The sequence below is a fragment of the Salegentibacter sp. 24 genome, assembly GCF_004362395.1.
Taxonomy (GTDB): domain Bacteria; phylum Bacteroidota; class Bacteroidia; order Flavobacteriales; family Flavobacteriaceae; genus Salegentibacter.
The window spans coordinates 1-1,617 of the sequence record NZ_SNWE01000055.1; the positions used below are offsets into that span (position 1 = coordinate 1).

A 1,617-nucleotide genomic window follows, 5' to 3' on the forward strand; every position below is an offset into this window, starting at 1 on the left:
TTAACCCGGACTATTCATGAGTAGTTTAGCAGTAGTAATTTTTTAGAGCCATTTTAGTTTTCTCTTGAATCTGGTTAAGTTTTGACCATTTTTCTCCCTGATGGGTGAAGCTGGATAACTTTTCAATACAATTTTGTTGATTTGCAGGTCCTAAATGGGTGAAATTTCAGAACAGGGCATACCTATCCCATAGGATGTTTATCAGGATAATATAGCCTACCCAGAGAGCAGTTCCTTAAATAAATGCTGGTGTACAAAGGCCTTGGATAGGCGGTAATAGATTCTCCTTTTAGTGATTTTAATAGTAGCACCTACCTTTAGCAGGTGAGTTCTAATGCTGCTGATCTGCCATTTTTTGGCCTTTTCAAAAGAAGTTTTTTTGATGTTTGCCTTTAAGATCAGGAATAGTTCATAGGCCAGGCTGCTGATCAGTAGGCGGAAGAAATTTGCCCAGAACCCATGATTGGAAAGCCGATCAGAGAAGCACATATTCTTCACTTCCTTGATACGGTTCTCACTGGCTTCCCCTCTCTTTACATAAAAGCCAAAATAGATTTCCCTGGCATCCTGCTCTTCAAGATTGCTCACGATGTGCCTTATGTTCATGCCAAGGCCGGTACTTTCAATTTTAGAATAACACCGTTGGGGCTTGTGCCAGCTACCGGCTTGATAGTCAAAACTGATAAAGTGCTGGTGTTTGATGCCGTTGTTCTGGTAAAGATGTTTTACCGCTTGCTCCGCCCTTTTGACCCTTCTTTTGAGAACTTCATTGCTGGCAAGGCCTATGGCATATTTCAGACCGTAATCATCAGCCAGTTTATAAAAAGGGGCAGAAGAGAACCCGCTATCGGCCCGGATGATGATTTTCATTGCAGGGTATGCTTCCCGGATCCTGGTGATGACCCTTCTCAAAATACCCACATACCACTTATTGGAATGGCTGTTTCCGGGGCGAAGCACCGGTACTATGATCTGACCGGTCTCCCCATCGTGGAAAAAGAGTTCATTATACATGAACTGGCCGTAATACCCGTTGAACATCGCCAGTTGTTGTTTCCCGTGCGTGGGATCATCGGTGGCATCGATGTCAATGATAATACGGCTACGACCTTTAAGACTAGAGACATAACGATCGATCCAGGCATAGCATAAATTAAAAATAGCATGATTATCCAGGCTGTTCTCAAACCGGGATATGGTAGGCTGTGAAGCCAGATCTCCCTCCAGGATATCTTTATATAAAGGATCGTGTTTCAGGTGGGCCACGTCATTGGCATCCTCATATCCCTGCATCAGCATAAACACCCGCTGCTTTAAAAGCTTATAGATGGAATGAGTGGTTTGAAGAGGGTTCCGGTCATCCGGAATAAATTTGCTGAAGTGGCGAATCAGCTTGTGTTTTCTCTCCAGTTTCTCCAAAAGAACAAGGGAACCATCGGAACTTATTTCTTCTGCAGAAAAATTAACTGAAATTGATTTTTTACCTCGGTAGAAAACTGTATTTTTAATACCCAAAATTGGGTGGTTTTAGTGTTTTTAAAGATGCCGCTAAGCTCTTTAAATATAACACTTTACACCCAATTTTTATTTATATCTCATGAATTTTTGGGGTTAAGC

At 42.0% G+C, this 1,617-nt stretch carries 1 protein-coding gene; it reads right to left on the bottom strand.

The window, feature by feature from the left end; translation table 11 throughout:
* Window positions 1-216: 216 nt before the first annotated feature.
* A complete protein-coding gene (locus tag DET49_RS18320) occupies window positions 217-1,515 on the bottom strand; it encodes an IS1380 family transposase (protein ID WP_166636622.1) in 1,299 nt (432 codons plus the stop codon).
* Window positions 1,516-1,617: the final 102 nt, after the last annotated feature.